Annotated in this window: 30 protein-coding genes; 5 read left to right on the forward strand and 25 right to left on the reverse strand. The window is 66.9% G+C overall.

What is annotated here, in order from left to right:
• Window positions 1-13 precede the first annotated feature (13 nt).
• The 3 genes from PJB24_RS13865 to PJB24_RS13875 are packed head-to-tail and all read left to right on the forward strand — an operon-like array spanning window position 14 to window position 3,036.
• Window positions 14-1,333, forward strand: a complete 1,320-nt coding sequence (locus tag PJB24_RS13865; protein WP_273846844.1) for a nitrogenase component 1 — start codon at window positions 14-16, stop codon at window positions 1,331-1,333.
• A complete protein-coding gene (locus PJB24_RS13870; RefSeq protein ID WP_273846846.1) occupies window positions 1,330-2,748 on the forward strand; it encodes a nitrogenase component 1 in 1,419 nt (472 codons plus the stop codon). The genes PJB24_RS13865 and PJB24_RS13870 overlap by 4 nt, the downstream gene beginning before the upstream one ends.
• 12 nt (window positions 2,749-2,760) lie before the next feature.
• A complete protein-coding gene (locus PJB24_RS13875; protein WP_273846849.1) occupies window positions 2,761-3,036 on the forward strand; it encodes a hypothetical protein in 276 nt (91 codons plus the stop codon).
• On the opposite strand, the gene PJB24_RS13880 is transcribed toward PJB24_RS13875, so the two are convergent.
• The 20 genes from PJB24_RS13880 to PJB24_RS13970 form a co-directional block, all read right to left on the reverse strand.
• Window positions 3,033-4,226: a thiolase family protein gene (locus PJB24_RS13880; RefSeq protein WP_273846851.1), complete on the reverse strand. Its 1,194-nt coding sequence runs from the start codon at window positions 4,224-4,226 to the stop codon at window positions 3,033-3,035. The two genes, PJB24_RS13875 and PJB24_RS13880, sit on opposite strands and share 4 nt — an antisense overlap.
• Window positions 4,223-5,851 carry a long-chain-fatty-acid--CoA ligase gene (locus PJB24_RS13885; RefSeq protein ID WP_273846854.1) on the reverse strand — a complete coding sequence of 543 codons (1,629 nt, stop codon included), beginning with the start codon at window positions 5,849-5,851 and terminating at the stop codon, window positions 4,223-4,225. The genes PJB24_RS13880 and PJB24_RS13885 overlap by 4 nt, the downstream gene beginning before the upstream one ends.
• Before the next feature lie 51 nt (window positions 5,852-5,902).
• Window positions 5,903-7,513 carry an HAL/PAL/TAL family ammonia-lyase gene (locus PJB24_RS13890; protein ID WP_273846857.1) on the reverse strand — a complete coding sequence of 537 codons (1,611 nt, stop codon included), beginning with the start codon at window positions 7,511-7,513 and terminating at the stop codon, window positions 5,903-5,905.
• Between the two features lie 81 nt (window positions 7,514-7,594).
• Entirely contained in the window at window positions 7,595-7,999 is a 405-nt protein-coding gene (locus tag PJB24_RS13895) for a PaaI family thioesterase (protein ID WP_273846859.1), read from the reverse strand.
• Complete coding sequence (locus PJB24_RS13900; RefSeq protein WP_273846861.1) at window positions 7,986-8,984, reverse strand: MBL fold metallo-hydrolase; 999 nt, start codon at window positions 8,982-8,984, stop codon at window positions 7,986-7,988. Before PJB24_RS13900 ends, PJB24_RS13895 begins: the two co-directional genes overlap by 14 nt.
• Before the next feature lies 1 nt (window position 8,985).
• Window positions 8,986-9,618 carry a TetR/AcrR family transcriptional regulator gene (locus tag PJB24_RS13905; protein WP_273846863.1) on the reverse strand — a complete coding sequence of 211 codons (633 nt, stop codon included), beginning with the start codon at window positions 9,616-9,618 and terminating at the stop codon, window positions 8,986-8,988.
• Between the two features lie 91 nt (window positions 9,619-9,709).
• The gene (locus tag PJB24_RS13910; protein WP_273846865.1) at window positions 9,710-10,480 is read right to left on the reverse strand and encodes an enoyl-CoA hydratase/isomerase family protein; all 771 of its coding nucleotides are present in this window, start codon (window positions 10,478-10,480) and stop codon (window positions 9,710-9,712) included.
• A 17-nt stretch (window positions 10,481-10,497) separates the two neighbouring features.
• The gene (locus PJB24_RS13915) at window positions 10,498-11,940 is read right to left on the reverse strand and encodes an aldehyde dehydrogenase family protein (protein WP_273846868.1); all 1,443 of its coding nucleotides are present in this window, start codon (window positions 11,938-11,940) and stop codon (window positions 10,498-10,500) included.
• Between the two features lie 11 nt (window positions 11,941-11,951).
• Window positions 11,952-12,461 carry a gamma carbonic anhydrase family protein gene (locus PJB24_RS13920; protein WP_273846871.1) on the reverse strand — a complete coding sequence of 170 codons (510 nt, stop codon included), beginning with the start codon at window positions 12,459-12,461 and terminating at the stop codon, window positions 11,952-11,954.
• Window positions 12,462-12,467: 6 nt separating this feature from the next.
• Complete coding sequence (locus PJB24_RS13925) at window positions 12,468-13,244, reverse strand: enoyl-CoA hydratase/isomerase family protein (RefSeq protein WP_273846874.1); 777 nt, start codon at window positions 13,242-13,244, stop codon at window positions 12,468-12,470.
• On the reverse strand, window positions 13,241-13,438 hold the full coding sequence (locus PJB24_RS15970; RefSeq protein WP_420541957.1) for a PaaD-like zinc ribbon domain-containing protein: 198 nt from the start codon (window positions 13,436-13,438) through the stop codon (window positions 13,241-13,243). Before PJB24_RS15970 ends, PJB24_RS13925 begins: the two co-directional genes overlap by 4 nt.
• Window positions 13,360-14,187 (reverse strand): Phenylacetic acid catabolic protein, encoded by an 828-nt coding sequence (locus PJB24_RS13930; protein WP_273846879.1) that lies wholly within the window; start codon window positions 14,185-14,187, stop codon window positions 13,360-13,362. The genes PJB24_RS15970 and PJB24_RS13930 overlap by 79 nt, the downstream gene beginning before the upstream one ends.
• A complete protein-coding gene (locus PJB24_RS13935; protein ID WP_273846882.1) occupies window positions 14,184-14,381 on the reverse strand; it encodes a hypothetical protein in 198 nt (65 codons plus the stop codon). Before PJB24_RS13935 ends, PJB24_RS13930 begins: the two co-directional genes overlap by 4 nt.
• Before the next feature lie 10 nt (window positions 14,382-14,391).
• Entirely contained in the window at window positions 14,392-14,583 is a 192-nt protein-coding gene (locus PJB24_RS13940; RefSeq protein ID WP_273846883.1) for a hypothetical protein, read from the reverse strand.
• On the reverse strand, window positions 14,583-14,888 hold the full coding sequence (locus tag PJB24_RS13945; RefSeq protein WP_273846885.1) for a metal-sulfur cluster assembly factor: 306 nt from the start codon (window positions 14,886-14,888) through the stop codon (window positions 14,583-14,585). Before PJB24_RS13945 ends, PJB24_RS13940 begins: the two co-directional genes overlap by 1 nt.
• Window positions 14,889-14,891: 3 nt before the next feature.
• The gene (locus PJB24_RS13950; protein WP_273846888.1) at window positions 14,892-15,839 is read right to left on the reverse strand and encodes a Phenylacetic acid catabolic protein; all 948 of its coding nucleotides are present in this window, start codon (window positions 15,837-15,839) and stop codon (window positions 14,892-14,894) included.
• A 62-nt stretch (window positions 15,840-15,901) separates the two neighbouring features.
• Window positions 15,902-16,759: an amidohydrolase family protein gene (locus PJB24_RS13955; protein ID WP_273846891.1), complete on the reverse strand. Its 858-nt coding sequence runs from the start codon at window positions 16,757-16,759 to the stop codon at window positions 15,902-15,904.
• Between the two features lie 17 nt (window positions 16,760-16,776).
• A complete protein-coding gene (locus PJB24_RS13960; RefSeq protein WP_273846893.1) occupies window positions 16,777-17,871 on the reverse strand; it encodes an NAD(P)-dependent alcohol dehydrogenase in 1,095 nt (364 codons plus the stop codon).
• Window positions 17,872-17,925: 54 nt separating this feature from the next.
• Window positions 17,926-19,503 (reverse strand): benzoate-CoA ligase family protein, encoded by a 1,578-nt coding sequence (locus tag PJB24_RS13965; protein ID WP_273846896.1) that lies wholly within the window; start codon window positions 19,501-19,503, stop codon window positions 17,926-17,928.
• A gap of 19 nt (window positions 19,504-19,522) precedes the next feature.
• The gene (locus tag PJB24_RS13970; protein ID WP_273846899.1) at window positions 19,523-20,956 is read right to left on the reverse strand and encodes an aldehyde dehydrogenase family protein; all 1,434 of its coding nucleotides are present in this window, start codon (window positions 20,954-20,956) and stop codon (window positions 19,523-19,525) included.
• Between the two features lie 123 nt (window positions 20,957-21,079).
• Here PJB24_RS13970 and PJB24_RS13975 point away from each other — a divergent pair, with 123 nt between their 5' ends.
• Window positions 21,080-21,520, forward strand: coding sequence for a PaaI family thioesterase (locus tag PJB24_RS13975; protein WP_273846902.1), 441 nt, complete (start codon window positions 21,080-21,082; stop codon window positions 21,518-21,520).
• On the forward strand, window positions 21,517-22,407 hold the full coding sequence (locus PJB24_RS13980; RefSeq protein WP_273846904.1) for a 2-hydroxy-3-oxopropionate reductase: 891 nt from the start codon (window positions 21,517-21,519) through the stop codon (window positions 22,405-22,407). Before PJB24_RS13975 ends, PJB24_RS13980 begins: the two co-directional genes overlap by 4 nt.
• Here PJB24_RS13980 and PJB24_RS13985 read toward each other — a convergent pair.
• The 5 genes from PJB24_RS13985 to PJB24_RS14005 form a co-directional block, all read right to left on the reverse strand.
• The gene (locus PJB24_RS13985) at window positions 22,388-23,128 is read right to left on the reverse strand and encodes a ZIP family metal transporter (protein ID WP_273846907.1); all 741 of its coding nucleotides are present in this window, start codon (window positions 23,126-23,128) and stop codon (window positions 22,388-22,390) included. The genes PJB24_RS13980 and PJB24_RS13985 overlap by 20 nt on opposite strands.
• 1 nt (window position 23,129) lies before the next feature.
• Entirely contained in the window at window positions 23,130-23,621 is a 492-nt protein-coding gene (locus tag PJB24_RS13990; protein ID WP_273846910.1) for a beta-class carbonic anhydrase, read from the reverse strand.
• An 86-nt stretch (window positions 23,622-23,707) separates the two neighbouring features.
• Window positions 23,708-24,220, reverse strand: a complete 513-nt coding sequence (locus PJB24_RS13995; protein WP_273846913.1) for an OsmC family protein — start codon at window positions 24,218-24,220, stop codon at window positions 23,708-23,710.
• Window positions 24,221-24,308: 88 nt separating this feature from the next.
• Window positions 24,309-25,673, reverse strand: coding sequence for a selenium-binding family protein (locus PJB24_RS14000; protein ID WP_273846915.1), 1,365 nt, complete (start codon window positions 25,671-25,673; stop codon window positions 24,309-24,311).
• 18 nt (window positions 25,674-25,691) lie between these two features.
• Window positions 25,692-25,978: sulfurtransferase (locus PJB24_RS14005; protein WP_273846918.1), on the reverse strand; the 287-nt coding region annotated here is incomplete at its 5' end.

Raw genomic sequence — 25,978 nt, forward strand, 5'->3', positions numbered from 1 at the left:
ACCCGGCAAGACGTTGACCATCCTCGACGAAGCAGGCATACCCGATGTGCTCTCACCGCTTTGCGGTCTGAGGAGCCTCTCCGGTCAACTGCCCGACGTGCTCATCGTCCTCGTCGGAACCCGCTCTGAAGTACACCTGTCCCGCCTGCTGCCGGGAGCCCTGACCTCGGACTACTCACCGGGAGAGCGGGTTCGGTTCATCCTGCTCGACCCGGAGACGAAGGTGAGACAGGGGAGCGTGGCCTCCGGCGTAGCCGAGGCGGCCGACGGCCTGAGAGGGATCGCCGCGGTGTTCGTGGTCTGCGGGCGTACCGCCAGGTACCTGGGAGTCGACCCCGCCTTCGAAGCCCGGCTCGCGGAGAGAAGACTGGGGGTTCCGGTCCGGTCGGTCGGACTCGAGCCCGAAGGCCCACGCGTCCTGTCGACCGATCTGGAGGACCGGGTGCTGGCGGCGCTCGTCAGCCTGTGCCCGGCGGCCACGGCCGAGAATCCCGCCCCCCCGCCACCGAAGGGCAGCACCGGGCGGCTGTTCGGAAACCTATTCGTGACCGGAAGGGTGCAGAGGCAGGCCAGGGAACGCCCCCGTCGGGTGGTCCTCCTCGGGGCCGGCGTTCCCCCCCGTGCCTGGCAGGAGCTCGCCTCGGAGTTCGACCGGCTCGGGATCGAGGTAGCAGGCGGGCTGCCGGGGCTCGGAGCGGCAAGCCTGCCCGCCCTGGGCGAAGGGGTGGTAGCGGCCGTCTGCTCACCCTACCTGCCGACTGCGGCCCGGGCTGCGGCCGAACGCGGCGTGCTGGTGGTGCGCAGTTTGGTCCCGATCGGGATCGGGGGCACCTCGCGGTTTCTGCAGGACGTGGCCCTGGCCGCAGGCCTTGAGGCGGAGCGGACATCCAGGCCGAACTCGGCCCACGAGGAGCTCGAGTCTCTCAGGAGCCGTATCCGGGGCAAGAGGATCTTCTTCGCCGGTGACACCGGGCTCGAGCTGCCGCTGGCGCGCTTCCTGGCGGACGCCGGGGCGGTCATCGTGGAGGTGGGCGTACCGCGCCTCGACCGCCGGGTGCTCTCTGCGGAGATACAGGCGCTCGGAGGCGAGGTGGACGTGGTGGAGGCCCCGGATCCTGAGGGACAGATGGAGCGTATCGAAAGGAGTCATCCTGACATCGTCGTCGCGAGTGCCGGTCTGTACGTTCCCCTCACCGCCCGGGGATGGCTGTGCTGCCTGAGCACCGAACTCGTGCAGCTCGGGGTCTACGGCTACGCAGGAGCCCGAAGGGTGCTCGGGTTTTTCTGCGACATCCTGGATCGGGCCGGTGATCTGGACTCGATAAAGCTGTGAGAGTGGTCTCGGGCGTCTACGAGGGCCCTTCGGCTCACGGCATCCTGAGGGTGGCCGCGAGCCTGAAGGACGTGTGGGTAATCTTCCGGGCTTCCGCCCACGAGGAGTACTTCCAGGTCCTCTGGGGCCCCTGGGCGCGCTTCGAGGATCGCGCACCCGTCTCGCTCAGCCCGGCGGGCGGGGGGACGGAAGATCTGGAGAAGGACATACTCGAGGCCGTGCGGCGGCATCCCGAGGTCGGCGCCGTCATCGTGGCCCGCTCGGATTCCGCGCTGCTCTCGGGAGAAGGAGTGCCCGAGGTGAGGCTGCCGGCAAGAGAAGATCGTCCCCGCCGCCTCTTCAGGTGCCCCTGGCAGGGGCCGGGGATCGGCGAGAACGAGGCCGCTGATCTCATGCTCGCCGAACTCGTCCGGGAGTACGCGGTTCCGCAGGAGAAGACGCCCGAGCCTTCGGTCAACCTCTTCGGCGCCCCGGTGCTGGACCCGAGGGCGGAGGCCGAGATGGACGAACTGCAGCGGCTCCTCGAGGACCTCGGCGTAGAGGTGAACGCACGGGTGCCGCTCGGAGCGAGCCTGGAGGATCTACGCAACATGCCCCGGGCGTGGGCGAACGTAGTCCTCTACAGGGAGGTCAGCGAGTCGGCCACCCGCTTCCTCAAGGAGCGCTTCGGGATGCCGAGGATAACCACCCCCATGATCGGCTCCGCAGGCACCGGGGCCGCGCTGCGGGCGGTAGGGGAGATGTGCTCGATAGACGGGGAGCGCGTCAGGAAGCTCGTCTTCCGTGAGCTGGCGCGGACGGCGAAGCTCCCGTGGTATACGCGGCTGCTCAGCCCCCGGGTCCTGCGCGGGAAGAAAGTCGCGATCTTCGGAGATTTCACCTACGCGGTGGGGCTAGGTTACGCCCTCTCGCGCGAGGTCGGGGCAGAGATCGCCTGGAGCGGGACCTACCTATCCCACCTCGAGCACGACTTCGCGTTCCATGCCGGCACGTTCACCGAAAAGACCTTCGTCGCCGAAGACCCGGGGGAGGTAGCTCTGAGGGTGGAGCGCACCCGCCCGGACCTGCTCATAGCGACACACTTCGAACGCGAGGCCGCCGGGCACGCCGGCGCATCCTTCCTCCCGCTCTGTCCTCCGGCCGCGGTATATCCTTTCGTCCGCCTGCCGCTCATGGGATACCGGGGGGCGGCCCTGCTGGCCGACGCGGTGGACGGGGCGCTGCGCCGCGCACGCAGATCCTCCCCGGAAACGGGACCACCGGAAGAGCCCGTGTGGACCGGCGAGGCGCTCGCCGCCCTCGAGGAGATCCCGGCGTTCCTGCGGGGACGGGCGCGCAGGCTCGCCGAGAAGCGGGCTAGGGAGCTGGGCGAGCGCAGAATCACCCGCGAGATCCTGGAGGATTCGAGGTTCTAGAGGAGGTCTGTCTTGGGAATACGGGACTTCATCCGTTACCTGGAGGAGCACGAGGAGAGGGCACAGAGGGCCGCGGAGCTCTCGCCAGAGGAGCGACGGGAGACGCTGCACCAGGCGGAGCTGATGGTCGGGATGGCCGACCAGGCAGTGAAGTACCTGGAGTCGGTCCTGGTGAACCGCCGGGTCAACCTGAACGAGGAGCACGCGCTCCGCTTCGCCCAGGACGTCTTCCTGTACCTGAAGGACAGGGAGGAGAGGGTCAAGGAGAGGCTCTCAGAAGGGAGCTAATCCTCGACCCGCAGGACCACCGCCGCCCCCGTGTCACCGGCGGCGCACCCCGTGAACAGCCCCACGCCTCCTCCCCTCATCCTGAGCTCTTCGATCAGCTCGGCCACGAGCCGCATCCCCGTCGGTCCCTGCGGATGCCCGTAGACGAGGCTGGAGCCGAAGCGGTTCATCTCCTCCACCCCGACCCCCATCCCTCTGGCGAAGTACGCGTCGTTGACCGCGAAGGGGTTGTGGGTCTTTATCGCGTCCACTCCTGCGAGGGAGATCCCGGCATCTTTCAGCGCCGCTCTCGCCGCTGGAACCGGGGCCTTGGGCATCCTCGCCTTCTCCACCCGGCAGAAGCCGGTGGAGAGGAGCCTTATGAGCCCCTCCCCTCTTCCCAGCTCCCGCGCCCTCCGCTCCGTCGTCAGTACGGCCCCGGCCGCCCCGTCGGCGGGGTGGGTCTGGGTACCGTAGGTGACGACGCCGCCTTCGGCCACGGGCTTGAGTCTGGCCAGCCCCTCCCGCGTGGTCGGATGGACTCCGAAGTCTTCTTCCACGAGGGTGGGATCACCGCGCTTTTCGGGGACGGCGACCGGCACCATGTAGCGCCGCTGGAACGCGCGGTCGTTCTCGAGCGCGCGCCGGTACTGCTCGTAACGCAGGGCGGCTATCTCGTCGAGCTCCTCGCGCGAGATACCCTCCTCCCTGGCGACGTTCTCTGCCGTCCGGTACATCGCCTCCCCACCCCAGGGGTCTCTGGCGAAGGAGTCGAGCACCCAGTTCTCCACCTCGGGGGAGCCGCCGGGGGCGGAGGGTCGGGGGTAGAAGAGGGTCGGGCCGTTGGAGGTGCGATCGGTCGTGACGACGAGCGTGAGATCCTCCACCCCCGCTTCGAGTTCGGACGCGGCGGCGTGGATGCAGGCGACCGAGGTCGCGCAGGCCTGCGAGATCATCGGGCCCGTCACGCCCGGTGCTCCGATGCGGGCGGCGAGCGTGGGCGCGCCGTAGAAGATCTCCTTCTGGGGGATGGTCCAGCCCAAAACGATGGAGCCGATTTCCTGCGGCGCGAGATCTCTCTGTGCGAGCGCCTTCTCCGTGACCCGAACGGCGAGATCCAAACTGTTCACCTCGGCGAGCGGTCCCTGCCAGCGGGCGAAGGGGCAAGACCAGCAGAAACCCGCCGGGATGAACGCCTTCTCGAACCTCACCCTCTACCCTCCGCCTTCCGGCGTTCCTCTTCCACGAGAACCCTCTTCAGGAGCTTGCCCACCGCGCTCTTCGGCAGCTCCTCCCGAAACTCCACTTCCTTTGGGACCTTGTACGCCGCAAGCCTCTTTCTGCTGTGCGAGATCAAAGCTTCCTCCGTAAGGGTGCTACCCTCCTTCCTGACCACGAAGGCTTTGACCGTCTCCCCCCTGTAGGGGTCGGGGACGCCTATCACGACGGCCTCGACCACGTCGGGGTGCTCGTAGAGCACCTCCTCCACCTCCCTCGGGTAGACCTTGTAGCCCGAGGCGTTTATCAGCTCCTTCTTGCGGTCCACCACGTAGAGGTAGCCGTCCTCGTCCATGCGCACGATGTCCCCGGTGTGCAGCCAGCCATCTTCGGAGAGGACCTTCCGGGTCTCCCCGGGCATCTTCCAGTAGCCCTTCATGACCTGGGGGCCTTTTATGAGCAGCTCTCCAGGCTCTCCCGGGGAAAGCTCCCTCTCCCCGCTTTCCACGTCCACGATCCTGGCGTCGGTGCCGGGGATGGGGACGCCGATGCTCCCCGGGACGGGACCGCGCAGATAGGTGTTGAAGGTGGCAGGAGCGCCCTCGGAGAGGCCGTAGCCCTCCCAGATCGGACGCCCCGTTCTCCTCTCGAAGGAACGGAGCAGCTCGGTCGGGACGCTGGCGCCTCCGGAGGTGTAGAGGAGGACTTCATCGAGGCCGTAGTGCTCCATCCCGGGGTAGTTGTGCAGCGCGATGAAGACCGTCGCCACCCCGGGGACCATGACGGGTTTCTCGTCCCGGATCATCTCCATCACCACGTCCGGTTTGAAGCGCTCGACCGTGAGGAGGTTCCAGCCCATCCTGATCCCGAACAGCAGGACCATCGTCATCCCGAAGATGTGGAAGAAGGGCGCCACGGCGACGACCTTGCCGTTCTCCGGGAAGACACCGGGGTCTTCGATCAGGAGGTCCATCGTCTGCTTGATCCCGCCGAGCAGGTTGGCGTGGGTGAGCATCGCGCCCTTGGAAACGCCCGTCGTGCCGCTGGTGTACTGCAGCGAGGCGAGATCCTCCCCGGGGTCTATCCGCACCTCGGGTGGCGGTCCCGAGGCCGAGGAGAGCATGTCCTCCAGCAGGAGGTCTCCCTCTTCGAGCCCACCCTCTGGTTCGTCGGAGCAGATCACCCGCCGCAGCGGGGTCCTGGGCTGGACCTCTTTGATCCTCCGGTACACCGACGGGTGTACGATCGCCGTCTCCGTGCCGGAATCGCCGAGGATGTGCTCGAGCTCGCGCCCGACGTAGAGCGGGTTGAGCTGCGTGGCGGCCGCCCCGGCCCCGAGCAACCCGAAGAACCCGATCGCGTACTCGGGGCAGTTGGGGAGCATCAGACCCACCCGGTCGCCCTTCTTCACCCCGAGATCACACAGCGCCCGCGAGAGGGCACGACTCATCTCCAGTAACTCGGAGTAGCTCACCCTGCGCCCTCCGCCGGTGAGCGCGACGTGCTGCGGGTACTTCCGGACGGCCTCCTCGAGGAACCCGACGAGCGAACCTTGCAGGGGTTCCCCGGAGAGCTTACCCCCGTAGACGGATAGCCAGGGTCTCTCCCGTTGCAGCATGGTTTCCTCCTTCCCCTCTCCCCATTCTAAGCACCCCCCGAACCCCGCGCCTTACCCGGAGACCACCTCAGAGAGCGCGCCGGAGCGGATGATCTCTGCGGCCTCCTCTATATCTTGGTCCATCCTGCGGTCGGCCTCCAGGAAAGGCACCCGCGAGCGCACCAGCTCGAGCGCGCGGCGGGTCTTCGGGCTCGCCTTCTCCTCCCCGCGCAGCTCGAGGGCCTGGCAGGCGGCGATCAGGTGTATCGACGCAATGTTCTGCGTCAACTCCACGATGGAGCGGGCGTCGCGGGCGGCGATCGCGCCCATGCTCACCTTGTCCTGGTTGTGGCACTCGGTGGATCGGGAGTGGACACTGGCGGGGGCGGAGAGCTTCATCGCTTCGGCGGTCATCGCCGAGGAGCACAGCTGCATGCCCTTGAAGCCGTGGTGGAGTCCGGCCTCGGGGCTGTCCTCGTCGAAGTAAGGGATGAGGTTGGGGGTGAGGCCCGCGTTGAACTTCTCGTCGACGAGCAGTTCGAGCTGGCGGTCCATCAGGTCGCAGAGGTTGGCGAGGGCGACCTTGAGCGAGTCCATCGCCTGAGCCATGTGCCCGGCGTAGAAGTTGCCGCCGCTCTGCACCCGGCCACCTTCGGCGTCGAAGAGCGGGTTGTCGTCCGAGGAGTTCATCTCGATCTCGACCCAGCGCCTGACCCAATCGAGGGTGTCGCGCAGCGCGCCCGAGACGTAGGGTGCGCAGCGGATCGAGTAGCGGTCCTGCACCTGGCGCTCGAGCTCGAGGAACTCCCTTCCCCCGAGCCCGTCCGTGGCGAAGATCTCCTCGGAGTCGAGCGCGAGGTGGGAGTCGGCGAGCAGGGAGCTTATGATGTGGGCGCTCTCCTTCTGCCCGGGGTGAGGCTTGTTCTCGTGGATGAAGGCGTTGAAGTGTCCCCTGTTGCCGAGCAGGGCCTCGGAGGCCATCGCGGTGCACAGGTCGGAGACGAGGGCGAGCTCTTCGGCGTCCCGGACGGCGAGCGCCGCGATGGCGGTTATGAAGGAGGTTCCGTTGGTGAGCGCGAGCCCCTCCTTGGCCTCGAGCTCGAGCGGCTCGAGGCCGAGATCCGCGAGCACCTCGCGCGAGGGCCTGACCTCTCCCTCGTAGAGGACGTCTTCCTCCCCGACGAGCGCGGCCCCGAGGTAGGAGAGCGGGATGAGATCCCCGCTCGCCCCGCAGGAACCCCTCTCGGGCACGAGCGGCAGGATGTCTTCGTTGAGGTAGAGGAGCAGCCGCTCGACGACCTCCGGCCTGACCCCGGAGTTGCCCCGGGCCAGACAGTTGGCCCGGAGGAGCATCATCGCCCGCGTCACCTCGGTGGGCGCGATGGGCCCCGTCCCGCAGCCGAGGAACCGGAGCATGTTCTGCTGCAGCCGGGCGGCTTTCTGCGGCGAGATCTGCCGGTGCGCGCTGTCTCCGAAGCCGGTCGTCACGCCGTAGATGGGCACCTCGCGCCCGATCAACTCCCGCTTCAGCGCACACGAAGCCTCTACCCTCTCCCACGCATCGTCGGATAGGGTGCATACCGCCTCACCCTCGCGGCGGGCGAAGGCCACCACATCGTCTATCGTGAGCGAACGGCCGTCCAGCTCCAGCCTGAGACCGCTGCCGTGCACGACGTCTCTCATGGGATCACCCCTTCCCCAAACGTTTCCCCTCAGGCGTCCCGGTCAGCATTCCTGTCTGACCGGAAGGTCAACGATTACATTCTAACGCGTCTGCCCGGGCTCGGGGCCGAAGTCGCAGCGGCAGGCACAGACCAGGGAGCCTCCCTCGTCTCTCACCTCGACCTCCCAGAGCTGGCGATCGAGCCCGACGTAGCGCGGGGTGGCGGTGGCGGTGAGGGTCTGCCCGGCGCGGGCCGGACGGGGGTGGCGGGCGTCGAGTCCGGATGGACGTGTGGCGCGGCTCGGGGAGCGGTTGAAGCAGGCACCGGCGCGGGCGGCGGCCCAGGAGAGCGAGACCAGGGCACCCCAGTCGAGTGCGCCGTCGGGTCCGAGGTGACGCTCCCCGATGTCCATCGAGGCTATGGCCCGCTCCCGCGAGGCCTCCTGCAGCTCTATGCCGAGCGCGCGGGCGGCGCCGCCGGGGTCCGGGAGATCAGAGGGGGGCATACCTCACAACATCGTCCTCCGCCAGGCGCACGGCCCGCCCCTCGTCCTCCAGGTACTCCAGGTGGGCGAGGGTCTCGGCGAGCGCGAAGCGCATCTCGTGGGCGGTGAGGTCCTTACGGAAGACGCGGCGTGAGATCTCGAACGGGGTCGCCGGCCGGCCTTCGAAGGCCGCGTATATCACGTCCAGCCGTTCGGCGTGGTGGGCGAGCAGCTCGTCTATCCTGCCGTCGAGGTCGTGGAAGAGCGGGCCGTGTCCCGGCAGGACGGTCTTCGCCCCGAGCCCGCGCAACGAGCGCAGGGAGGCGAGGTAGCGCCCGAGCGGCTTCGCGGCCGTGTAGGGCCAGAGCCCGATGTTCGGCGTTATCCTGAGCAGGAGATGATCCCCGGCGAGAAGAAGCCCACTTCCCTCGTCGAAGAGCATGAAGTGGTAGTCGGAGTGTCCCGGCGTGTGGATCACGCGGGCAGATCCCTCTCCCAGGGACACCTCGTCCCCGGGACGGAGAGCGAAGATCTCCTGCGGCATCCTCACCTCACGCCCGGTCAACGAGGCGACACCCCGGGCGGTATCGTGGTCCATACCGTTGCGCCGCAGAAACCCCTCCAGGCCAGCCGCATCCCCCGAGGTCCAGACCCGGCCGGCGTTCTCGATCTCACCCTCGAGCATCCAGACCGGCGCTCCGGAGAGCGCCTCGAGCCAGCCGGCGAGCCCGAGGTGGTCCGGGTGGAGGTGGGTGACGATGATGCGGGAGAGGTCACGGTCGAGGTCGATCCCGAGATCCCCCGCCGCCTCCTCCCACACCCTACGCGCCGGTGGGTAGTCGAAACCGGGGTCTATGACCGTCCAGCCGTCCTCCTCCCGGATCAGGTAGGAAGAGATGAAGCGCAGCGGGAAGGGCACCGGCAGCTTGAGCTGGAAGACACCCCCGGCGACGCGCGAGGCCGCCCCTATCGGCTGGGTACCCAGGGTGGAGGGAGGAACGCTCACGCTAATCGTCGGCGCTCTTCAGGTAGGTGAGGATCGAACGCTTGCACAGGTCGCGGTAGGCGGCGTGCGTCTTCTCCCAGTCCCTCTCCTGCACCCACTGGGTGAAGAGCCCGTCCACCAGCGCCCGCACCACGGTCGCCGCCTCGCGGGGGTCGCGCGGCGCGAAGATGCCCTGCTCCTGCCCGCTTTTCACCACCTCGGCGTAGAGGCCGTTGCAGATCTCGTGAAAGGTCGTCCCCACGTCGGCGAAGCGGTCGTTGCGCGCCGCGTAGCCGAGGAAGTCGAAGAAGGTCAGGTAGAAGTTGCGGTTCGATTCGGGCCCGACGAAGATCGCGTCGACCATCGCCGAGACCTTCTCCTCGGCATCCTCGACCTCGTCTATCGCCTCGTGGATGCGCCGGGCCACCCGCGCGAGGACCCAGCGCATCGTCAGCAGCGTCAGGTTCTCCTTGGAGTCGAAGTAGTAGGGGAGGATGGCCTTGCTCACCCCCGCCTCGTCGGCGACGTCCTGTAGCGAGAGACGCGTCAGCCCCTTCTCGCCCATCACCTTGTAAGCGCTCCTTATCAGGTGAGCTTGCTTGGGGGCAAGAGCCTCGTCGCCGGAGGCGTCTATAAGGGTGTCAGACCGTGCCACGCTCCCTCCACTCTAGCCATGGACCCGCCGGGACCCGCCGGCCCCGAGAACCATTGCTTTATTCTACATGAGTGTATCTAATGGTAGCAGCTTACCTACTAAACTGCGGCTTGCGCTTCTGCATGAACGCCGAGATCCCCTCCCTGGCCTCCTCGCCCTCGAAGAGGGGCTCGACGAGCTCGCGTTCTATCTCGAGCCCCTGCTGGAGCGGGCGTTCCATACCCCGGTGCACGGCGAGCTTGATGGCGCCTATCGCCCGGGTGGCTCCGGCGGCGAGCGTCTCGGCGTACTCGCGGGTCTTCCCGGCGAGCTTTTCGGCCGGGAAGAGGCGGTTGAAGATGCCGATCTCGTACGCCTCCCGCGGGGAGATCCTGCGCCCGGTGACCATCAGCTCCAGCGCCCGGCTCGCCCCGATGAGCCGGGGCAGCCGCTGGGTGCCGCCGTTTCCGGGCAAAAGTCCGAGCGTCGCCTCCGGCAGGCCGACCGGGTAGTCTCCCTCGGCCCCGAAGCGCAGATCGCAGGCGAGCGCCATCTCCAGCCCGCCCCCCAGGGCGGTCGCGTTGACCTGGGCGATGAAGACCTTGGGGATCTCCGCGATGTAGGCCAGGTTCTCGTGCGCAAGCTCGATCATGCGCATGTTGTCCCTGGCGGAGTTCTCGTTGAACGCCTTGATGTCCGCCCCGGCGGAGAAGAACCTCTCGCTCGCGCTGCGCAGGATGACCACCCGGGCATCCTCGTCGTTGGCGGAGGACTGTATCGCCCGCCCGAGCTCCTCCATGAAGGTGTACTCGTAGCTGTTCGCCGGAGGGTTGTCGAGCGTGATGTACCCGATATTTCCCTCTCTGGTGTAGCTCACCGCCATCTCTTTCTCCTCCCCTCCTAGTCGAGCCCGCCGATTACGACCGACTTGGTCTCCAGGTAGTAATCCATCGCCTCCAGGCCGTGCTCGTGCCCTATGCCGGAGTTCTTCCAGCCGCCGAAGGGCAGCTCGTCGTAACCGTAGTGGAGCTGGTTGACCCACGTCATCCCGGCCTCTATCTCCTCCGCGGCCCGGTTGATGAGGCGGGCGTCGTACGTCCAGATCGAAGAACCGAGCCCGTAGGGGGTGTCGTTGGCGAGCCTTATCGCCTCGTCCATGTCGTGCACCCTCCAGACCGGGAGGACCGGACCGAAAACCTCCTCGCGCACCAGCGGTCCCTCGTGCGGGCCGCCCTCGACGACGACCGGGGCGAAGAAGTAGCCTTTGCCGTCCCTGCCCTCGCCCTCGTGGACGACCTTCGCACCGCCGTCGACGGCCCGCTGGAGCTGGTCGGCTATCGCGTCGCGGTAGCGGGCGGCGTTCATCGGCCCCATCCTGACCTTCGGCCGCTCGGCCTTCTCCATCCCGTCCCCGAGCTCGTAGCGTGAGACGCGCCTGATCAGGCTCTGCATGAACTCGTCGTATACCTCGTCGAAGACGTAGACCCGTTTGGTGGCCAGGCACTGCTGCCCGGCGTTGAAGTAGCGACCGATGACGACACCCTTGACCGCCGCCTCCACGTCGGCGTCGGGGCAGACTATCGTCGGGTCGGACCCCCCGAGCTCGCAGGTGACCCGCTTGAAGGCGGAACCCGCGATCTGCATGATCCTGCTGCCCGTCTTCGTGCTCCCGGTGAACGCCAGTCGCCTCACCCGGGGATGCGCGGCGAGCGCCTCACCGGCCTCGGCCCCGCCGGTCACGACGTTTATCGCCCCGGCGGGGAGCCCCGCGTCCTGCAGGAGCTGCGCGACCCTGAGCGTGGCGAGCGGGGTGCTCTCGGAGGGCTTCACGACGACGGTGTTCCCCGCCGCGAGCGCCGGTCCGACCTTGGTCCCCATCAGGGTGAGCGGGAAGTTGAAGGGGACTATCGCGCCGCACACGCCGACCGGGCGCCTTATTACCATCCCGTAGCTCCTGCCCAGGTTGGACGGCAGCGGGGCGTGGGAGCCCCGGATCTTGCTCGCCAGATCCGCGTAGAAGTTCAGCCCGTGCAGCAGGTGATGCAGCTCCCCCATCGCCTCGGAGAGGGGCTTGCCCTGCTCGCGGACCAGCAGCTGCGCTATCTCCCGACCGTTCTCTTCGACCGCGGCGATGCCGGCCCTGAGCACCGCCGCCCGCTCGTCCGGGTCTTTCTTCGACCACTCATCGAACGCCCGTGAGGCGGCCTCGACCGCGGCATCGACGTCTTCTTTCCCGCCGTTTGGGACCGAGTCGAACTCCTCCTCGGTCGCCGGGTTCACGACCGGCATCTCTTCTCCGCCGCGCGCGGCGACCCTCTCGCCGCCTATTAGCATCTTCTCCATCTCTCCTCCCTTCAGGTCATGTACCTGAGGCGCAGCGCCTGGTACTCGCGCGCCGCGCTCTCGACCCACTCCGAGGAGCTCCCACCGAGCTCCTTCTTGACCTCGGCCGGGACGCCCGCGGCGAGTACCCCCGGCGGTATCTCCTGCCCCTCGCGCACCACGGTGCCCGCGGCGAGCATCGCCCGCCTCCCCACGCGGGCGCGGTTGAGGACTATGCTCCCCATCCCGACGAGAGCCCCGTCCTCTATCGTACAGCCCTCGAGCAGCGAGAGGTGCCCGACGGTGACGTTCGCGCCGACGAGCGTCGGAAGGCTCTCGTTGGTGTGGATGACGCAGTTGTCCTGCACGCTGGTCCCCTCACCGATCACGATGCGGTTGAAGTCCCCCCGCAGAATGGCACCAAACCACACGCTCGCCCCCGACTCGACGACCACGTCCCCGACGAGGGTCGCGTTCGGCGCCACGAAGGCGTCCTCCGCCACCCGTGGTTCCCTGCCCCCGAAGGCCAGCAGATGCGCCAAGTACTCCTACCTCCCCTCGAACTCGGGGGCACGCCTCTCGCGCGCCGCCCGGACGCCTTCCCTGTGATCCTCCGTCTGCACCAGGAGGCTCTGCGCGAGGCTCTCGGCGAAGAGCCCGCTCTCCATGTCCACGCTCGCCGAGAGGTACAGCAGCCGCTTGGCGAGCCCGTAGGACTGCGGGGCGCGCCGGAAGATGCGCCCGAGCCGTTCTCTTGCCTCCTCCAGCAGCCTCTCGGGCGGCACGACGCAGGTGACGAGCCCGTGGCGGAAGGCCGCTTCGGCGTCGAGATCCTCCCCGCCGAGCAGGATGTCCCGCGCGCGGGCGAGCCCGACGAGCTTGACGAGCCTGACGCACCCGCCGTGACTGGGGATCAGGCCGATCATCCCCTCCCGGAACAGAAACCGCGCCCGCTCGGAGGCAACCCTGAGGTCGCAGGAGAGCGCGAGCTGGGTCCCGGCCCCGGTGGCGAGCCCGTTTATCGCGGCTACGACCGGCTTCTCAATCCGCTCTATCGTCGAGACGAGGCGGGTGAGCTCGTGGCTGTGCGCCCGAAACCCGGCCGGGTTCCACTCCCGCTCGAAGCGCGAGAGGTCGCCTCCGGCGGAGAACGCCTCCCCGCTGCCGGTTATCACCACCCCGCGCACGCTGCGGTCGGTCTCCGCCTCGGCGAGGGCGCCGAGCAGGGCGTCCTGCATCCCCTCGTCGAGCGCGTTGCGCCGCCCGGGACGGTCGAGCGTCAGCAGGAGGACGCCGCCCTCGCGTTCGATGCGCAGCCCGCTCACCGCTTTATGCGCTCGAACGGGCTGTGGCACGCACGACAGATGTACTGCGCGACCATCAGGTGCTGGCCGTACTCCGAGACGCGCTCGACGTCATCCGAGCCGCACCAGGGACACTCTAGACCACGCTCTTCTTCCTCTCGAGCCTGCGCTGAAGCTGGTTCCACTCGCTCCACGGGAGTTCTCCGTATTCCCATCTCTTCTCGCTTTCGTTTCGCTCTACCGGCACGTCGATGCCAACCTCCTCGAGCAGCGGCACGACCCTGTCCAGGTAGCGCTGGCGCATCTGCTCGTTGGTCATGCTCGCGAGCCCCTCACGCTCGAGGCGTTCGAGCCCTTCCTCGCCCTCGGGGCCGAACCAGCAGAGCATCTCGGGCAGGAGCCGCTCGACCCGCTCCTGCAGGAGCTTCCTGCCGCGCTCCTCGTAGGCGAGCTGACGCACCAGGCTCTCCGCGTAGGCGGAGGTGAGGCGTTCCTCGTCCAGGATGCGGGTGGCGCGTTTGGCCAGGTTCTCGTACTTCGAGTTCGAGACGGCCTCAAGCACGACGTTGAGCGCCGGGTTGATGAGGGCGAGCGCGGCGACCACGTCGGACCAGCTCTCGAACGGCTCGTCCAGGAAGCTCACCGAGTAACGACGCGCGCGGTCGGCCTCGTCCTGCAGGGTGGCGGGCGGGTTGGGCCAGGGCAGCTCCTCCAAGAGCGGATAGAGGATGCGCGACTCCCCGAGCTTGTCCTGGGTTATAGCGGCGCAGGCCGCGGTGGACTCGAGCAGCGGTCCGGCGTCGGCCCACTCCGAAATCCGGCGCCCCATGAAGTACTCGTTGTCGGCGAGGACCGCGATCAGGTTGACGAGCGCCGCGAGCGCCTCGTCGTCCTCGACGATGAACTCCTCGAAGCTGCCACGCCCGGGAGCGACCTCGTCGGTACCCTCGCGCCCGAAGCTCATACCTCGACCTCCTCTTCCTGTCTCTGCACCCAGTAGACCTCGCGCTCGGGTACCAGGACGAGCTCGAGCCACTCCTCCCCGAAACGCTCGACCGCCTCTTTGCTCGCCGCCTCGTCCCCGGCGGCCTCCAGGCGCCCTTTGTACTCCACCGGCTCGTCGTAGCCGGTCCTGGCGAAGACCATGTAGCTCTCCATGCTCAACCCCCTACCGCGGCTTTATGACCCGTATGAGGGACCGGCTCGGCACGACGAACATCTCCCGCCAGCGCCACTCGTCGTACATCAGGTGCGCGTAGACGGCGGCGTCTCTGGGCTCGGCGGCCCGGACGTTGCCGTTGTGCCTCAAGGGGCCACCCGGGCGCGCGGTGAACACCTCGTAGTTCTCGACCGGACGCATCAGACCACCCCCACCTCCCTGAGCTTCCTCCGCCCCTTCTCGGTTATGTCCCGCCGGGACCAGAGGTCCCAGACGACCTCGATCTCGACCTCGTCTATCCCCTCGACCTCGAGCAGTCGCTCCCTGACGTCGTCCTGGATCATGTCCATCGCCGGACACCCCATGCAGGTGTAGGTGAGCTTCACCTTCGCCACCCTACCCTCGACCTCTATCCCCCGGATGAGCCCGAGGTCGACCACGCTGATCGGGTACTCCGGGTCCAGAACCTCCTCGAGCGCCCCCCTCACCTCTTCGGTGGCAACCATCTTTTACCCCCTGTCTCCGTTGTAGAGCTCCCTGTAGCCGCGCTGCAGGTGCGCCACGTACTCCTCGTTCTTCGGCCCGCGTCTCTTCCAGCGCCTGAGTACCTCCTCCCAGGAGATCTCACCCTTCTCGAAGTCCCAGCGCTTCTCCTCCGCGACGAAGTCCGCCGGGAACGGGCAGTCTATGACGTACTCCTCGCGCGCTTCGTCGTAATGTGCAGGAACATTGATGCCCAGGCTCTCACAGAGGGGCACGGTCGAGGACATCCAGGTCTGGCGGAGCTGGTCGTTGGTCGAGCCCTTGTAACCGTATTCGATCTGCTCGTTGTGGCGCTTCTGGCTGTCCGGCAGGCCGAACCACTCGAGGGTGAGGACGAACATCCAGTCGACGGCGCGCTGGACCTCCTCCTTCTTCCCGGGCTCCCGGCAGAGGGTGCGCATCCACTTCTCGCCGTGGCGCAGGTGGAAGTTCTCCTCGCGGTCCACCTTGACCAGGGCCCGCTTCCAGGGGCCGTAAGAGCAGTTGCGGTGGATGTCGGAGAGGAGCACGAACCCTGCCCGATCGTAGAAGGCGTTGGCGACGACGAGCTCGGTGAAGCTCTCGAGCGGCACGTCGAAGGCGTAGGGGTACTTGAACTGCCTCGGCTCGCGGCGGTAGACGAGCTCCTCGGTGTCGACCCCCAGGTCTCTAAGCATCCGGTAAGCGATGTGCGCGTGCCCGAGCTCGTCCTGCACGATCCCCATGATCGTGATGTAGTTGTTCACGCTGGGCAGGCTCGCGAAGTTCTTCGCCGCGTTCATGTAAGCCGGCGCACTGATGAGCTCGGTATCCGCCGAGACGATCAGGGTGCGCTTGAGCCCCTCGATGTACCGCTCGGTCGCCTGCTCCGGATCCTCGATCAGACGCCCCGCCCGGATCCTCTCCAGAAGCGTCTCCTCCGTTACAGCAGCCATCTCTCCTCCTCGTCTCTTCCGTTCCACCCGAATATAACTGACCGGACAGTCAAATACAAGTGCTACTTTCCCTCCAGGCGGTAGACCCTGCGGGCGTTCCGGTGGAAGATTAGTTCGATGGTCTCTCTGGAGAGCTTGAGGTCGAGGAGGGCGGTGGCGTTTGCCCTGGGGCCGGGGACGCCGGGCCAGTCGGTACCGAAGATCATTTTTTTCGCCAGGCGTTCGAGGTCGTAGTTCTTGTAGTATTCGGGGAGTTTTCTGGGGGGCAGCCCGGAGATCTCGATCCAGACGTTCTCGCGCATGAGGGTCATGAAGGCGGCGGCGTCGTACCACCAGCCGCGACCGCCGTGGGCGAGGATGATCGTGAGGTCGGGGAAGTCGCGGGCGACGTCCTCGATGAGCTCGGGGTTGGCGTAGCGGTTGGTGGCTCCGGGGAAGACGCTCGTCCCGCAGTGGAAGACGACCGAGACGCCCTCGCTCTCGCAGAAGGCGTAGACCGGGTAGAGCATCCGGTCGTTGGGTGCGAAGGAGCCGTGGACCGGGTGGAGCTTGAGTCCGACCGCGCCCAGGTCGAGCTGCCTGCGCACCTCGGCGACCGGCGGGTAGTGCAGGTGGGGGTTTATGTTGGCCATGATCTTGAAGCGGGAGGGGTTGTACTCCACGATCGGCAGCAGGTCCTCGACCGGCTGGATACCGGTCGAACGCGGGCTGTACTCGCAGAAGAGCACGGCCAGGTCCACCCCCTCGGAGGCCATGTAGGCGTCGAACTGCTCCGGGATCAGAGTGCCCTCCTCGTCGTAGATCTTGGAGAAGGGCACGTCCTTCCCAAACTTCTGCGCCCACTCCTTCCAGGAAAGCTTGAGCGTCGGAAGACGCGCCGCGTGGACGTGTGCGTCTATGAGCGGGATACCCTCGAGCAAAACCTCCCCCCTCCTCTCTAGTTCGGCATGCGGATCACGGGCTTTATCACGCTGCCGCCCTCGGCGTCTTCGGCGGCCCGGTTTATCTCGTCGAGCTCGTAGAATTCGATCAGGCGGTCGAACGGGAAACGCTCCTGGGCGTAGAGCTCTATCAGGCGCGGGATGAAGACGTCCGGGACCGAGTCCCCCTCGACGATCCCCCGCACCGTCTTCCCCGGCAGCAGGAGGTCGTTCATGTCCAGGCTCACCTCCGTCCCGAGACGTGCCGCCCCGATGAGACCGCAGACCCCGAGCGTCCCGAGGGCGTCGACCGCCTGGCGGAAGACCGCCGGCACGGCCGTCGTCTCGATCGCGTAGTCCGCGCCACCCCCGGTGATGCGTCTGATCTCCTCGACCGGGTTCGCCTCGTTCGCGTCCACGATGTGCGTCGCGCCGAGCTCCCGGGCGAGCTCGAGCCTCTCCGGGCGTACGTCCACCCCGACGATCGTCGCGCACCCGGCGACCCGCGCGGCCATCACCGCGCTCAGGCCCACCGCACCGGTCCCGAAGACCGCGATGCTCGTACCGGCCTCCGGGTGCAGCGAGTTCAGGACCCCGCCGGCCCCCGTCTGGATCCCGCACCCGAGCGGCCCCAGTATCTCGAGCGGCACGTCCGCATCCACCTTCACCACGTTACGCTCGGTCGCGAGCGCGTAGGTCGCGAAGGAAGATTGCCCGAAGAAGTGCCCGTGCACCCCGCCCCCGATGGCGTTCGTCTTGTCGAGCCGGGCTCCGCCGAAGTTGAGATCGAAGAAGTTTTTGCAGTAGGAGGGTTTGCCCCGCTGGCAGCTCGTACAACGCCCGCAGGAGGCGTAGGTGAGGACCACCCGGTCCCCGGGAGAGACCTTCGTCACCCCCTCCCCCACCCTCTCGACGACCCCGGCCCCCTCGTGGCCGAGCACCGAGGGCAGCGGCACCGGGTACCACTGGTCGCGGCAGATGAGGTCGGTGTGGCACATCCCGGCCGCGACGACCCGCACCAGCACCTCTCCCTCCCGCGGCTCCTCCAGTTCGAGCTCCTCCACCCCGAACGGCCTCTCCTTCTCCCGGACCACGGCGGCGGTGATCTCCATGAGCCTCCTCCTTTCCCGTGTTCTACGCCATCTTACCCCTCCCCTCGCCCCCCGCTACACGAGCTCGTCCTCCTGTTGCGGAAACTCGACCTCCGGCTCGGGTTCGCGCAGCTTGAAGCGCTGTATCTTCCCCGTGACCGTCTTCGGCAGGTCTTCGACGAACTCGATCATGTGCGGGTACTGGTAGCGCTTGAGGCGCCCCTTGCACCACTCCTGCAGCTCTGCGACGAGCACCTCCGAGGGCTCATACCCCTCTCGCAGGATCACATACGCCTTAACCCGCATCAGCCCGCCGACCGGCACACCGACCGCCGCCGCCTCGACCACCGCCGGGTGCTCACCGAGGGCACTCTCGATCTCGACCGGCGAGACCCACAAACCCCCTACCTTGATCATGTCGTCCGCCCGCCCCTCGTACCAGAAGAATCCGTCCTCGTCCTGCCGGTACCAGTCCCCGGCGAACAGCCACTCCCCCTTCATCGTCTTCTTGGTCTTCTCGTGGTTGCGCCAGTAGTATGCCGCTGCCGAATCTCCCTTTACGTAAAGGTACCCGGCCCCGCCGGGCTCCACCGGACGCTCCTCCTCGTCGAGTATCTTCACCTCGTAGCCCGGCACCGGGACCCCGCTCGAGCCCGGCTTGAGCTTCTCGGGCGTGTTGGAGAGGAAGATGTGCAGCATCTCCGTCGAACCGATACCATCGAGTATCACCGAACCGAACGTCTCCTTCCACCTACGCCACACGGAGGCCGGGAGCGCCTCGGCCGCGGAGGCACACAGCCTTATCGAGGAGAGGTCGTACCGCTCCGCTCCGGGATGGTTCAACATGGCGTTATACAACGTGGGCACGCTGAAAAAGAGCGTCGGCATGTAGCGCTCGATCGTCGAGAGTACAGCCTCAGGAGTCGTCTTCCCCGGGAAGAGCACCGTCGAAGCCCCGGCCCAGTAGGGAAAGGAGATGTTGTTCCCCAGCCCGTAGGCGTGGAAGAGCTTGGAGGCGGAGAAGGTCACGTCCTCCTCGGTGACCTTCAAAACCTCTTTCGCGTAGGTCTCGCAGGTGTAGAGGATGTCGTGGTGCAGGTGGACGGCCCCCTTGGGCCTTCCCGTCGAACCGGAGCTGTAGAGCCAGAACGCAGGATCGTCCCTGTGCGTCCTCGCCGGAGAGAGCTCGTCCTCACCACCCTCGAGCAGCTCATCGAGCGTCTTTCTGCCCCCGGCATCGCCGTTGGCCACGATGACCTCGACCGGTTCCCCGTATCCTTCGAGGCCCTCCCTGACCTTTTCGCAGAGCACCTCGTCCACAACCACCGCGCGAGCGCGGCTGTCCTCGACGAAGAAACGGTAGTCGTCCGGCCCGAGCAGTGTGTTAACCGGTATCGGGACCGCGCCGATCCGCATCGCCCCGAAGAAGACCACCGGGAAGGCCGGCGTGTCGTTGAGGACCATCAAAACCCGGTCTTCCTGCCTCACCCCGAGCTCCCTCAGGGCATGCCCGAACCTGTTTATGCGGCGGGCGAGCTCCCCGTAGGTCACTTCCTCCTCGCCGCAGCTGATGGCGACCTTCTGCTCCCGCCCGGCCTCCAGGTTGCGGTCCACCAGCTCGCTCGCGTTGTACCATCGTGGTATATCTATCATTCGATCCCACCTCGCTCTCTCAGGACGAGCGCCGGACGACGACGGACTTGGTCTCTGTGTAGTACTCGAGCGCCTCTATGCCGTGCTCCTTGCCGTAACCCGACTGCTTCCATCCCCCGAAGGGGAGCTCGTCGTAGACGATCTGAGGTGAGTTGATCCAGGTGTACCCGGCCTCTATCCGCTCTGCGGCCTCGGTGGCGCGGTCGAGGTCGCGGGTCCAGACGGAGGAGCCGAGGCCGTAGACGGAGGAGTTGGCCCGTTCGATGGCCTCGTCGAGGTCCGAAACCTTCCAGATGGGAAGCGCGGGGCCGAAGACCTCCTCCGTCGCGACCCGGGAGTCGTGGGAGGGCTCCAGGAGCAGGGTCGGCTCGTAGAAGTTGCCCTTCTCGCGGCCGTCGGGGCGCTTCCCCCCGGCGAGGACCTTCGCTCCGGAGGAGACGGCGTCCTCGACCTGCCCCTCGACAAGCTCGCGCTGGCGCGGGGTGTGGAGGGGGCCTATCATCACGCCCTCTTCGGTTCCGGGACCGACCCTGAGCTTCTTCACCTTCCCCACGAGCTTCTCGACCAGCTCTTCCGCGACGCTCTCGAAGACGTAGAGGCGCTTCACCGCCAGGCAAGCCTGCCCGCAGTTGAAGAAACGCCCGACGCTCGCGGCACTCGCCGCCCGGTCGAGGTCGGCGTCGTCGCAGACGATCATGGGGTCCGAGCCGCCGAGCTCGAGGGTGGCGCGCTTCAGCTCCCCGGCCGCGAGCGCGGCGAGCTTCCTGCCGACCGGGGTCGAGCCGGTGAAGGCGACCTTGCGTACCAGCGGGTGCTCCGCGAGCGCCTGCCCGGTGGTCGGCCCGTCACCGGTGACGACGTTGAAAACCCCAGCCGGCAGCCCGGCCTCGTGCATGATCCCGGCGATCCGGAGCGTGGTCAGCGGCGTCGTCTCCGCAGGCTTGGCGACCACGGCGTTCCCGGTGATGAGCGCCGGCCCGAGCTTGTTCCCCAGGAGCGTCGTCGGGAAGTTCCACGGCACGATCGCCCCGACCACCCCGAGCGGACGTCTTAGAATCATGCCGTAGGCCCCCTCGTCCAGGTCCGGCACGTACCCACCCCGGATGTTCTTGGCCAGCCCGGCGTAGTGCTCGAGCGTGAGCACGAAGCGCCGGATCTCGATCCTCGCCTCCCGCAGCGGCTTGCCCTGCTCGGCGGTGAGAAGCGGCGCCAGCTCGCCCCGCCTCTCCATCACCGCCCGCGCCGCTTCCGCCAGGATCTCACCGCGCCGCGAAGCCGGCATACCCTGCCACCCGGCAAGCGCCTCCCGCGCGCTCTCCACCGCCCGGTCCACCTCTTCGTCCCCGCAGAGGGGTACCGTGTCCACCTCCTCCCCACTCGCCGGGTCCACGACGGACATCCTCCCCATCCCCGTGACCTCGACGTACTCCCCACCAACGAAAGGTTCGGCCATGCGACGAATCCTCCATGCTGCTGTGATCAAAATCACCCGCTCTTCAGTTTAACCAATCGGTCAAACTGCTGTCAACTGAACGATCAGTCAAAAATCGAGCCGGGTGGGAGGTTATCCTCTTGCGTGGCACGCGAGCGTGAGGAGGTTCTGAAGTTGGAAGCCGACAAGTATCGGGCCTCGGAGTTTCTGGGGGCGGCGGGGCTGGAGCTCGATGAGGTGAGCGGGAGGAGGGTGCGCGGTCACATAGAGCTCGACGAGCGGCACCACACGCCTTGGGGGGTGGTACACGGCGGGGTGTACACGACGGCGGTCGAGAGCGCGGCGAGCGTGGGGGCCTCGGCGGCGGTCGAGGAGGACGGGATGTTCGCCGTCGGGGTGCACAACGCCACGGATTTTCTGCGTCCGATGCGGGAGGGGCGGGTCGAGGTGGTGGCGGAGCCGATCCTGCAGGGCAGGACGCAGCAGCTCTGGCAGGTCGTGATCACGCGCTCGGAGGACGGCAAGGAGGTGGCCCGAGGGCAGCTCAGGCTGCACAACGTCCCGCTCGACGGGGATAAGAGATGAGGGTCGGCTTCGTAGGGCTCGGGATCATGGGTTGGCTCATGGCCGAAAACCTGGTGCAGGCCGGCTGCGACCTCACCGTCCACAACCGCACCAAGAAGAAGGCCGAAGAGTTCGCCGAGAAGACCGGTGCACAGCTCGCAGAGAGCCCAAAGGAGGTCGCTGAAAGCAGCGACGTCGTCATCACCATGCTCCCGGGCCCGCCCGAGGTGGAGGAAGTCTTTCTGGGTGAGGACGGCCTGATCGAAGGCGCGGGCACGGGGGCCCTGCTGGTGGACATGTCCACCTCCTCGCCCCTTCTCGCCCGGAAGATAGCCGAAGTCGCGCGCGGGCAGGGAGCCTCCGCGCTCGACGCCCCGGTCTCGGGAGGGGACGTGGGAGCGAAGGAGGGGACCCTCTCGATCATGGTCGGAGGAGAACAGGAGGACTTCGAGCGGGCAAAGTCTCTCTTCGAGGTGATGGGCAGGACCATAACCCATGTTGGTCCCTCGGGAGCCGGGCAGGTCGTGAAGGCTGCGAACCAGATCGTGGTAGCGCTCACCATAGAGGCGGTCTCTGAGGCGCTGGTGCTCGGCTCCAGAGGTGGGGTCTCTGCGGAGAAGATCCTGGATGTTCTATCGGGGGGTCTTGCTGGCAACAGGGTGATGGAGGTCAAGCGGGAGAAGTTTCTCTCTCACGCCTTCGAGCCCGGTGGCAAGGCCCGCTACCATCACAAAGACCTCGGTATAGCGCTCGATACCGCCCGTGAGCTCGGGGTCGTGCTCCCGGCGGCCGCGCTGGCGGACCAGCTCTTCGCCGCGCTCGAGGCGCAGGGCAGGGGCGACCTCGACCACTCGGCGCTCCTCGCTCTCGTCGAGGAGATGAGCGGGATCAGCCGGCGAGAATGGTAAGAAGGAGCGTTACGGTCCCGAGCAAGGCAACCGCGAACACGGCGACCGCGCCCTTTCCATCACGCTCCTTCGCTTCCGGCAGCAGATGTACCGATCCCAGGTAGCAGAGCACCCCTCCCGCTGCCCCACTCATCAGCCCCACTGTCTGCTCTCCGGGAGAGGAGAAAACCAGCGTCAGCCCCGTCGCTACCGGCAGGACCAGCCCCAGCAGCACCGCCGTCCCGACAACTTTCGCTTTCGCTGTCTTGGATCCTGCAAGGACCGCACCAAGAGAGCCTCCCTCGGGGATCTTGTGTACCATCACCCCTATCCCTATCCCTCCCACCGCAACGGCCGAGGCCCCCGCTCCTGCCGCCACGACGAACCCTTCGGCCAGGTTGTGAAGTGCAAAGCCGATCACGAAGGGGAGGAGCAAGGTGGCTCCTTCTGAGCCTATCGGCCGGGTGGCATCGTCCTCATCGTGGTGATGGTGAGCTCTGGGCAGTCCTTCGAGGAGCGCCATGAGCGCGAACGCTGTGGCGAAGCAGGCTATGGCTTTTGGGCCCGCTGCCTCGATGCTCTCGGGCAGGAGGTCGGCGAAAGAGAGGGCGAGGATGATCCCTGCGGCTCCGGCGAGGAGCCAGGACTGCAGGGTGGGGGTAAGGCGGGTGCCGAAGAGCCCGAGCAAGCTCGATGCACAGAAGCCAGCCCCGGCAAGAGACGCAGCAAGTACGGCATCCACCTCAGGATACCTCGCGCAGTCTCCCGGTCTCCACCTGGTAGACGAATCCCCGGATGGAGTCTTTGCGCGGGATGAACGGGCTCGCCTCAAGGCGCCGGATCGACTGCCGGACATCATCCTCCGGGTCACTGAAGGCTTCCAGCACGAAGGGCGGCCTTATGCCGGTCTCCCTCTCGATCTCTGCCCTCACCTCGTCGTCTCCGAAGGTGGTCATCCCGCATCCCGTGTGGTGGATCAGCATGACCTCTTCGGTGCCGAGCATCCGCTGGGAGATGAGCAATGAGCGGATCACATCCTCCGTGATCACACCGCCGGCGTTGCGGATCACGTGCGCCTCCCCCTCCTCGAGCCCGAGGATCCTGTGCACGTCGATCCGGGCGTCCATGCAGGCGACGATGGCCACCCTGCGTGATGGGGGTGAGGGCAGATCCCCTTTATCGAACTCGCTGGCGTAGCGCTCGTTGTTCTGCAAGAGCTCGTCTATCACGCTCATCCTGCCTGGCAACCTCCATTCTGAACGGGAGAGGGGCGGGAGCCAGTCCCACCCCTCCCAGAGCCTGCTCTTCTCGGGGCCCCCGCTCAGGCGAGCGGAGACCCGTTGAGCTCCACCGCACCCGAGACCTCGACCGGGCGTGTCAGGATGTCGAAGACGGGGCAATGCTCGTCGACGAGACGCGAGAGCTCCCTCACCTTCTCCGGTTCGGAGGGGCTCTCGATCCGGACGCGGTAGCGCACGTTCTCGAACCCGGGACGGACCTCCTCCGAGACCCCGAGGAAACCCCGCGGGTCGAGATCCCCCTCTGCATCCACCTCGACCCTCTCGAGCTCCACACCGGCGCGCGCCGCGTAGACGGAGTAGACGATCTCCTGGCAGGTGGCGAGCGCGGCGAGCACGAGCTCTACGGGGTTCGGACCGGCGTCGGTGCCGCCGAGATCCTTCGGCTCGTCGACCGTGAGGTCGAAACCTCGTATCTTCGTCTCTGTTCTGACGCCCTCCGCCAGCCTGCTCTGTACGGAGAACGTCTGCGAAGCGCTCTCCAGAGATGCGAGCTGGCTCCGCAGCTCCTCTACTTTCTGCAACAGGTCGGTCAAGGTTTCCATCCTCCTTTCGCTAACCCAAAACCTGTGACCGTCCTGGCCACCCCTTCGGGCAACCCGACACGGGGCGGCCCGCTCCGGATCAGAGCCAGATGTCCGAGGTGCAGTCCCCGCCGGGGTAGCGCATCTCGTGCGCCCGGGCGGGCCCTGCGGGCTCGGCGCCGAAGTCCACGTAGAAGTTCTCGTCCACCTCCATGCCGCCGTTCTCGGGATCGCAGTTGACCTTGAGCAGGTAAGATCCGGTCTCGGCGAGCCTCGGGTAGAACTGGTTGTCCCACGAGCTGTAGAGCGAGTTGGTGACGTAGAGTCTCCTGCCGTCCAGGCTGAGCTGGAGCATCTGCGGCCCGCCCTCGAGCCTGCGCCCGGCGACCTCCTGCCCCTTGCCCAGAAGTCCTCCGAGCCACACCTGCCCGGTAAGCCGGGGGTGCGAGGGGTCGGAGATGTCGTACTGCCTGAGGTCTCCGTGCAGCCAGTTCGAGAAGTACAGGTAGCGGTCGTCCATCGAGATCAGCAGGTCGGTTATGAGCCCCGGCAGCGGGATCGGGAAGTTCTCCACGTCCTCGGTCGGTACGTCTATGACCTTCTCCGCCTTCCAGGAGCCGTTGTCCTTGTAGAAGTGGAACATGTTGGACGAGAGCGCCGCCCCGACGAAGCCGTGGGCGCTGTCGGGGTTGTGGTGGAAGCGGGTCTCGAGCGGGATGAGCCCCTCTTCGCCGAGGTCTATCGTCTGCGCCAGCTCGCGCTTCTCCCAGTCCCAGAAGTGGAGCTTGCGCCCGTACTTCCCGGCCTCGACGTCGGAGAGCTCGAAGCCCGGGTAGTAGGTCCTGGGTGCGGCCCACTCGGTGGAGATCATGACGTTGTGGCGCGGCTGGTACCAGAAGTCGTAGTTGAAGTCCATCCCGTCGGTACCGCGCTCCCAGCGCCCGGCGATCTCGAAGTTCTCGTCCAGCAGCAAGAATCCCCCAGGCCCGTTGCCCTCGGCGTCGCCGAGCATGCTGATCATCACCCGATCCGGCAGGCAGTGTACGGTGTGCGGCGCGGTGAGGTTGGTCTTCGCGACGATCTCTTCGGGCTCTATGACCTTGTGGATCTTGGGCGCCCGCTCGTCCGCGGTGTCTATGATGTGGATGCGGCTCGAGCGCTGCCCGCCGACGATGAGGTAGCGTCGCTCCTTGCTCTCGTCACCGTGGCAGGAGCTGCACGCGTTCCACCCGAAGTGGTGCAGCTCGTCCCCGATGTTGGGCATCGGCGTGCGGTGGATGACCTGCGAGTAGGTCGGGGATTCGGGGTCGACGTCTATCGTCGCCAGGTAGTCCGGCGCCTCGACCCCGGTGCCGACGTGCAGCGCGACCGTGTAGAGGATCTTCTCCGGCTCGGCCTTCATCGCCTCCTCGGGGCTCGCGTATCCCGGCCCGCAGCAGGCGTGGTGCTCGTGCTCTTCCGTCATCTTCGCCTCTCCTTTCCCCTAACGCTCGATGGGAGCCCGGACGGAGTTGCCCCACTCTGTCCACGACCCATCGTAGTTCCTCACCCGCTCATAGCCAAGCAGATACCTGAGCACAAACCACGTGTGAGAAGAGCGCTCCCCTATCCTGCAGTACGCTATCACCTCCTCTCCTGCACCAAGGTGAGCCTCTCCCTCGTAGATCTCCCTGAGCTCCTCAGCACTCTTGAAGGTGCCATCGTCCCGCACGGCCCTCGCCCACGGTACGTTCGCCGCTCCGGGGATGTGTCCTCCCCTCAACGCTCCCT

Origin of the sequence: Rubrobacter calidifluminis, assembly GCF_028617075.1 — a bacterium.
In the GTDB taxonomy this organism is placed as follows: Bacteria; Actinomycetota; Rubrobacteria; order Rubrobacterales; family Rubrobacteraceae; genus Rubrobacter_E; species Rubrobacter_E calidifluminis.